Origin of the sequence: Deinococcus rhizophilus, assembly GCF_030271215.1 — a bacterium.
GTDB lineage: Bacteria > Deinococcota > Deinococci > Deinococcales > Deinococcaceae > Deinococcus > Deinococcus rhizophilus.
Genome location: NZ_JASNGB010000136.1, coordinates 1 through 7,853 on the forward strand (window position 1 = coordinate 1; position 7,853 = coordinate 7,853).

A 7,853-nucleotide genomic window follows, 5' to 3' on the forward strand; every position below is an offset into this window, starting at 1 on the left:
TGGACGGGCGGGCGGCCGACGCGGGCCCCCTCCCCGTGACCGCCGGGGAGCACCGGGCGGGGGTGCGGCTGCCCGGCGAGGGCGGGGAGCTGACGCGGGGGGTGACCTTCCGCATGGCCCCGTTTTCCCGCAGCGTTCCCTTCGAGGCCGAGGTGCTGCGCCTGACCAACCAGGCGCGGGCGCGGGGCTGGAACTGCGCGACCCTGCGGGAGGGGGGCCAGAGCCTGCCGCCCCTCAAGCGCCACCCTGAGCTGGAGGTCGCCGCGCTCGCGCAGTCGGCGGGAATGGCCCTGCACGGCTACTTCGACCACCGCAGCGCCCTTGACGGCAGCACGCCCGGCGAGCGGGTGCAGGCGACCGGGCTGCGCGTGGCGGGCAGTGCCGAGAACATCGCGGGTGGTCAGGACACCCCGCAGGCGGTCGTGGACGCGTGGCTGCGCAGCCCCGGCCACTGCCGCAACCTCATGGGGGACTACACGCATCTCGGCGTGGCGCATGCGGAGAAGGCCGACACCCGGTATCGCCACTTCTGGACCCAGGTGTTCGGGACGCCGGTGGAGGAGTAGAGGCCCGTTTGCCCCCCTCGCGGGGCAAGGAAGAAGAGCCTCACCCACACAACGTTTTCGCTCTCGCGCAGCAAGCACCGCAAGGCGCGAGGGAGAAAGAAAGCCCGTCCGCACTGCTGCTCTTCCCAGTGCATATCAGGGGCAGCTCGTCATCCAGGTCTGCGTCACCCGCCAGAAGCCTCAGCGCCGTTCGTCCACCAGCGGGGGCTCACCCAGGCGGACCCTCGCCAGAGTGCCGCCTCCCGGCGCGTCCTCCAGGGTGACTTCGCCGCCGTGGGCACGGGCGTAGCGGCGGACCAGCGACAGTCCCAGCCCCTGCCCCGGCGCCGCGCCCAGGGGACCGCGCTCGTAGGCCAGGAACATCCGGGCGCGGCGCTCCGGCGGGATGCCGGGGCCGTGGTCGCGCACGGTGATCTCGGGCTGCCCGTCCACCAGCGCCAGCGCCACCTCTACCGGACCGGCGGTGTATTTCAGCGCGTTCTCGACGAGGTTTTCCAGCATCTGCGCGACCCGGTCAGGATCGACCAGCCACACGGCGGGTTCTCCCGGTACTGCCGCCGTGACGCGCCCGCCCGCGGCCCGCTGCACGGGCAGCCGCAGGTCGGTGGGGGCCACCCGCAGGGTCACGTCGAGGTACAGGTCGTCGAGCTGGCTGAGGTCGGCGCGGCTGGCGAGTTGCCGGGCGCTGTCCTCGATCATGCCCAGCAGCCGCTGCTGTCCCCCGGGCGTGCCCTCCTGCCGCAGCAGGTCGCTGGCGAGCAGCAGGTTCTGGAGGGGACGGCGCAGTTCGTGGCTGGCGAAACTCAGGGCCTCGCGCTGACGGGCCTCACGGCGGGCGCGGCGTTCGCGCTCCGATCGCCACAGCCGCAGCGCCCGCACGATCAGGGCCATGCTCAGCAGGCCGGTGACCAGAGCCGTGCCCAGCAGCACCCGGCGGAGCTGCCGGAACTCCCTCGCATAGTCCAGGCCAAGCTGGTTTGCCAGCGCGTCGGCCTGGGCGCTGAGCTGCACCGCCTGCCGCCCGGCTTCCGCGAGGGCCTGCGGGGACCCACGCTCGACCAGCGCACGGATGGCGCTCAGCCGGGCCTCGCCCTGACGCTCGACGTCGCGCAGATGCTCGAACTGCCCCGGATTCAGGACGTGCGACTGCACCACCCCGAAAAGGATCTCGCGCTCCTGGGGGGACACCGCCGGGTCGAGGCGGGCGGCGCGGTACTGCAGCACGTCCTTGGCCAGCCCGTGATAGCTGTAGATGGACCAGCCGTCGCCCCGGTCCAGCAGGGTCTGATAGGAGGGCTGCAGCGCGAGCAGCAGGAGCACCCCGGTGATCACCGTGGGCAGCAGCGCGAGCAGGCCCTCCCGCGCCCGGACCCCCGCCGGAACGTGGTGGACGGGCACGGCGCTGGGCACGGCGTCTCCCGCAGCGCGGGCACTCACGGGGCAGGCGAGATGCGCTCGACGAACCACACCCACGCCGAGCCGTACTGGCTGCGCGGGAACCGGCGCTCGTCGGGGGGGAGAACCACGGTCAGCGGCCCCTTGTCCAGGGTGGGAATCGGTCTGCCGTTCGCCGTGTGCGCGAGCATGATGGGCGCGGCCCCGTAGTCCCGCGCCGCGATGGTGGTCACGTAGCCGTTGCTGGCGTGCAGCCGCATGTCCTGTCCGGCAAAGCCCCCCAGCCGGGCGAGGTCACGCAGCGGCACCCCCTCGTACGTGAAGGTGCGCCCGAGCTGCGCGTGCCGGGTGGCGTAGCGCACGGTGGGCAGCGCCAGCAGCTGGCTGCGGGTCAGGGTAAGCGCCTGCGCCTTGCCCTCCAGCCGCAGCAGCGGGCGCTCGCCGGGCTGGGGGGCCGGGATGGGCCGGGCTGTGCGCAGGTAGCTGAAGGCCGCGCCCGCCGCCTGCCCCCACCCACCGGGCAGCACGGCGCCCAGCACGGCTGGCCCGAGCGCCAACGTCACCAACAGAACACGCCTTGTGGGGAACACCGCCCCAATCTAGAGTGCCCCCCGGCAGAGGCTCAAGGGGCAGCGTCCTGAGCAGGGCATGAGGCCAGCGGCACCGGGCGCTGCCCGACCCGTCAGCCCGGCGTCATGCCCGGGGGGGACAGTGGGGGCATGCGTTCCTTTCCCCTGCTGTCCGCCACCCCGCTGTTTGGAGCCCTGCTGCTGGGCACCGCCGGGGCCGCGCCCGTCCTGAGTGCCCAGAGCATCATCGTGAACCCGGTTCAGACCAGCCTGGAGGTCCGGGTGTGGACCGACCGGGGCAGCGGGACGCAGGCCCCCACCTACCGGCCCGGCGAGCGCATCCGGCTGTCGGCCAGCGTCAACCAGGACGCCTACGTGTACCTCTTCAACGTCGACCCGCAGGGCCAGGTCGACCTCGTGCTGCCCAACCGCTACCAGAGCGGCGGCAACTTCGTGAAGGCGAACACCACCCGCACCTTCCCGGCGGCGGGCGACCCCTTTACCTTCGACATCGCCGGGCCGTCGGGGCTGAACAAGGTGCTGGCGCTTGCCAGCCTCAGGCCCCTGGACCTGGGACAGATCGCCACCTTCAGGAGCCAGCAGAACTCCTTTGCCACCGTCAATGTGCAGGGGCAGCAGCAGCTCGCGCAGGCGCTCAGCATCGTGGTCAACCCGCTGCCGCAGACAAGCTGGGTGTCGGGCACGGCCTTTTACACGGTCGCCGTGCACGGGGCACAGGCCGCGCCCCTGCAGACGCCTGCCCCCGCGCCCACCGCCGTCGCTCCCAGTCGGGGCACGCCCATCCAGCAGCCTCCCCGCACCGCCCAGGCCCTCTCGGTCACGGTGCAGCCCCTGCCGAGCGTGCGCGAGTGGAAGGCCACGGTCCAGGGCCGCACCCTGCAGGCCGTCTATGACGAGTACGCTGCCCGCCTGAAGGCCGAGGGGTTCACCCAGACGGGAAGCCGCAAGACCGGCAACCACATCCGTGGGGAGTTCCGCAAGGGAAGTGCCCGCGCCGAGCTGGAAGTCAAGCAGAAGGGCAAGAAGGCTGACTACGAGGTCAAGGTCGAGCGCCGCTGAGCCCTCCCCAAGACCCAATCTCGCCGGGCCCCCGCACCAGGGAGGCCCGGCAATCTGTGGTTGGGCCTCAGCGGGCCGGGTGGGTGGCCTTCCACTCCAGGGCGAACTCCTCGGAGTAGGCGCGGACATTGTTGATCAGGGTGCGGGTCAGCCCCGCCGCGTCGGCCGCGCGGCCATATCCCGAGGTGGCGCACAGTTCCAGCGCCTTGACCGTGAGCTGGCGGCTTCCCAGCGTGACCCGCGCGTCGGCGCGCAGTTGCAGGTTGAGGTCCAGCGCGTAGAGATAGTCGCCGCCCTCAGCCTCGAAAGCGTCCACCGCGAAAATCTGCTCGACGGTGCAGGTCCTGGGATCGCCGTAGGGCACCCCGTACAGGGTGGCGTAGCGCATCAGTTGCTCGTCGAGCAGGACGCCGAGGTCTTCTTCCTCCTCGTCGTCGACATACACGTAGGCGACGGGGGGACACAGGTCGGCCGCCACGAGGGAACGCAGGTTCGCCTGCTGGTGGTCGGCCCCGGCCGGGGGCGTCAGGAGGACCAGGGCCGTCAGCACCAGCAGGGCTCTTGTCATGGTCCAGTGTACGCTCGCCGCCCGCCGGGGCGCATCTGCTACGCTGGTCGGCACAGCCTTTCTTCACCGCTGCGGCTCCCCGCCGCCCCCTTGCCATGCCGACCCCTGAGCCCCACCTGCCCCCGTTCCTGCCGCTTCCCGCGTGCGGGCGGCACCCGGCGCGGCTGCTCAACCAGCGCCGGGCCCCCTGACTGTCCCCTCTGGCCCACCTCACTCCCCGGACCGGGGCGGAGAGGTGGGCCGCTCCGCCTGCCTCCCTCCGCTCTCCCCCACCCCCGAGGTTGTCCATGACCCGAACCCGCTCCTCCCGCAAGACGGCCGCCCCACCTGCCGCCGATCCCATGCCCACTCCCAGTCCCGACGAGATGGTGCAGTTGCTCACCCCCGGCGGCGAGGTCACCGATCCCGCCCGACTTCCCGACCCGGAGACGCAGCGCTGGCTCTACCGCCTGATGCGCCGCGCCCGGCACTTCGATGAGCGGGCCTGGGTGCTGTACCGCACCGGGCGCATGGGCGTGTTTCCGCCCTACGGCGGCATGGAGGCCAGCCAGGTCGGCACCGCCGCCGCGCTGACCCACCAGGACTGGCTCTTTCCCACCTACCGCGACACGGGCGCGGCGCTGACCTACGGCCTGCCCATCCCGCAGACGATCGCCTACTGGCGCACCAGCCCGCACGGGTGGGCGATGCCCCAGAACCTCAAGGTGCTGCCCTTCTATATCCCCATCGCCACCCAGTACCCGCACGCGGTGGGCGCGGCGCTGGCCGAGGCGCGGCGCGGCACCCGGAACGTGGCGATGGCCTACATCGGAGACGGGGGCAGCTCGGAGGGCGACTTTCACGAGGCGCTGAACTTCGCGGGGGCCTTGAACGCGCCGTGCGTGTTCATCCTCCAGAACAACGGGTGGGCGATCAGCGTGCCCACGCGGGCGCAGACGAAGGCGACCAACCTGTCGCGCCGCGCCGAGGGTTACGGCATTCCCGGCGTGCGGGTGGACGGCAACGACGTGCTGGCGACCTACGTGGTCACCCGCGAGGCGGTCGAACGGGCCCGCCGGGGCGAGGGGCCAACCCTGATCGAGACCGTGACCTACCGGATCAAGCCCCACACCGTCGCGGACGATCCCAGCCGCTACCGCACCGCCGAGGACACGGCGGGCTGGGACGAGAAGGACCCGGTGGTGCGCCTGCAAGCCTTCCTGCTCGCGCAGGGCCACCTGACCGAGGCCGAGGACGCCGAGATCACCCGCGAGATCGAGGCCGAGTTCGAGGCCGCACTCGCCGAGGCCGACGCCTACCCCGAGCCCACCCCCGCCGAGATCGTGGACCACGTGTTCGCCGAGCCGACTCCGGCCCTGCGCCGACAGCGGGCCGAGCTGATGGCGGAGGAAGCGAGCTGATGGCGGAGGAAGAATGAGCCGCCTCGCCCCTCTCCAGCTGTCTGCCCCTGCCATTCCCCGCTCCCCCGAGGTTCCCGCATGACTGCCACTGTCACCGCCCTGCGCACCATGACGATGGTCGCCGCCATCAACGACGCCCTCGCCCTCGCCCTGGAACGCGACCCCGACGTGCATATCTTCGGGGAGGACGTGGGGATCATGGGCGGCGTGTTCCGCGCCACCGACGGCCTTCAGGCCCGTTTTGGAACGGAGCGCGTCTTTGACACCCCGCTGGCCGAGGCCGGAATCGTGGGCATGGGCATCGGCATGGGGCTGGCGGGGCTGAAGCCCGTCGCGGAGATCCAGTTCGCGGGCTTCCTGTACCCCGCGCTCGATCAGGTGCTGTCGCATCTGGGCCGCTACCGCCACCGCACCCGCAGCCGCTACCACCTGCCGATGGTGGTCCGGGCACCCTACGGCGGCGGCGTCCACACGCCCGAGCAGCACGCCGACTCGCCCGAGGCGATCCTGGCCCACACCCCCGGCGTGAAGGTGGTCATCCCGTCCACCCCCCGCGACGCCAAGGGGCTGCTGCTCGCGGCCATCGAGGACCCCGATCCCGTCTTCTTCTTCGAGGCGATCAAGCTCTACCGCTCGGTCAAGGAGGAGGTGCCCGAGGGCCACTACACCATCCCGCTGGGGCAAGCCCGACTGGTCACGGAAGGTGACGACGTGACCGTGATCTGCTACGGCGGCATGGTGGAAGTCGCGCAGAAGGCCGCCGACGCCGCCCGCGCCCACGGGATCGGGGTGGAGGTCATTGACCTGCGGACGCTGGTGCCGCTGGACACGGGCACCATCCTGGCCTCGGTGCAGAAGACGGGCCGGGTGATCGTGGTGACCGAAGCGCCGCGCACCGGGGGCTTTCACAGTGAAATCAGCGCGACGGTCGCGGAGGAGGCCATCGACTTCCTGCGGGCACCCATCGTGCGGGTGACGGGCTTCGACGCGCCCTACCCGCCTTTCACCTCCATCGAGGATTCCTACCGCCCCAACCCGGTGCGGGTGGCGAAGGCGATCCGGAAGGTGATGGCCTACTGACCGAGTGGGCGCTGAGACACCTTCGCGCCTCAGCGCCAGATCATGAAGCTCACGCACCATGGCGGGGATGCGTCCTGCGCCCCTGCTGCTCACCGCCGCCCTGCTCCTGGGGACGGCGGTCTTTGCCGTGGACCGCTTCCGCCCGTCGGGAGAGGCGAAGGCCCCCGCCCCGGTGCTGGCCTCCGCGCAGACACCGCCCCCAGCTCCTGCCCCCGCACCGGAACCCGAACCCGCGCCGCCCGCGCCCAAGCCCCAACCGGACCCTGCGCCGGAACCGACCCCGCCGCCCCTGCCCGCCTCCGCGAAGGTGCCGGGCATCCGGCACGAGTACCAGCGGCTGAACAACTGCGGCCCGGTGACGGTGGGCATGGCGCTGAGCCGCTGGGGAAGCACCCTGACCCAGTACGACATCGCCCCGAAGCTCAAGCCCTCGGCGGGGGACGTGAACGTGTCGCCGGACGAGCTGGCCGCCTACGCCCGCTCGCAGGGGATGGACACCCACCTCGCGCGGGGGGGCGACCGCCCGCTGCTGAGGCGGCTGCTGGCCGCCGGGATTCCGGTGATCGTCGAAACATGGTTCGTGACCCCCGACAGCGGCGGCATGGGCCACTACCGCCTGCTCACCGGGTACGACGACGCGGCGCAGACCTTCAGCGCCCTGGACTCGTACCTAGGGCCGCTGACCATGCCGTATGGCCGCTTCGACGAGTTGTGGCGCTCGTTCGGGCGCACCTTTCTGGTGGTGACGCCGCCGGAGCGGGCGGCGGAGGTACGGGCGCTGCTCGCGGAGCGGGCCGACCCGGTGCGGGCCAAGCAGGAGACGCTGCGGGTCGCGCTGGCCGAGGCCGAACGGCGGCAGGACGCGGTGGGCTGGTTTGGTGTGGGGCACGCCAAGCTTGCCCTGGGGGACGCGCGGGGAGCGGCGCGGGCGTTTGATCAGGCGTTCGCGACCCGGCCCGACGCCACGCTCGACCCCACCCGTCCGGCCCGGCACACGGGGGGGCTGCCCTGGCGGGCGACGTGGTATTCCTTCGGCCCATTCGAGGCGTACATCCGCACCGGGCGCCCGGCCGACGTGCTGCGCCTGACCGGGGAGATTCTGCGCGACGTGCCTGACCACGAGGAAGCGCACTACTGGCGGGGGCGGGCGCTCGCGGCCCTGGGCCGTGACAGCGAGGCCCAGGCCGCCTACCGC

8 protein-coding genes are annotated in these 7,853 nt (G+C 72.0%); 5 read left to right on the forward strand and 3 right to left on the reverse strand.

Annotated elements, in window-relative coordinates:
• Window positions 1–566: CAP domain-containing protein (locus QOL99_RS12705; protein WP_285524331.1), on the forward strand; the 566-nt coding region annotated here is incomplete at its 5' end.
• 180 nt (window positions 567–746) lie between these two features.
• Here QOL99_RS12705 and QOL99_RS12710 read toward each other — a convergent pair.
• Window positions 747–2,003 carry a sensor histidine kinase gene (locus QOL99_RS12710; RefSeq protein WP_285524333.1) on the reverse strand — a complete coding sequence of 419 codons (1,257 nt, stop codon included), beginning with the start codon at window positions 2,001–2,003 and terminating at the stop codon, window positions 747–749.
• A complete protein-coding gene (locus QOL99_RS12715) occupies window positions 2,000–2,524 on the reverse strand; it encodes a hypothetical protein (RefSeq protein ID WP_285524335.1) in 525 nt (174 codons plus the stop codon). Before QOL99_RS12715 ends, QOL99_RS12710 begins: the two co-directional genes overlap by 4 nt.
• Window positions 2,525–2,680: 156 nt before the next feature.
• On the opposite strand from QOL99_RS12715, the gene QOL99_RS12720 reads away from it, so the two are divergent.
• The gene (locus tag QOL99_RS12720) at window positions 2,681–3,610 is read left to right on the forward strand and encodes a DUF4384 domain-containing protein (RefSeq protein WP_285524337.1); all 930 of its coding nucleotides are present in this window, start codon (window positions 2,681–2,683) and stop codon (window positions 3,608–3,610) included.
• Between the two features lie 67 nt (window positions 3,611–3,677).
• Here the strand turns inward: QOL99_RS12720 and QOL99_RS12725 are convergent, their stop codons facing one another.
• On the reverse strand, window positions 3,678–4,178 hold the full coding sequence (locus tag QOL99_RS12725) for a hypothetical protein (protein ID WP_285524339.1): 501 nt from the start codon (window positions 4,176–4,178) through the stop codon (window positions 3,678–3,680).
• Window positions 4,179–4,465: 287 nt separating this feature from the next.
• On the opposite strand from QOL99_RS12725, the gene pdhA reads away from it, so the two are divergent.
• From pdhA to QOL99_RS12740, 3 genes are all read left to right on the forward strand, one after another.
• On the forward strand, window positions 4,466–5,578 hold the full coding sequence (gene pdhA, locus QOL99_RS12730) for a pyruvate dehydrogenase (acetyl-transferring) E1 component subunit alpha (RefSeq protein ID WP_407650180.1): 1,113 nt from the start codon (window positions 4,466–4,468) through the stop codon (window positions 5,576–5,578).
• 78 nt (window positions 5,579–5,656) lie between these two features.
• Window positions 5,657–6,658 carry an alpha-ketoacid dehydrogenase subunit beta gene (locus tag QOL99_RS12735; RefSeq protein ID WP_285524340.1) on the forward strand — a complete coding sequence of 334 codons (1,002 nt, stop codon included), beginning with the start codon at window positions 5,657–5,659 and terminating at the stop codon, window positions 6,656–6,658.
• 67 nt (window positions 6,659–6,725) lie between these two features.
• Window positions 6,726–7,853: C39 family peptidase (locus QOL99_RS12740; RefSeq protein ID WP_285524341.1), on the forward strand; the 1,128-nt coding region annotated here is incomplete at its 3' end.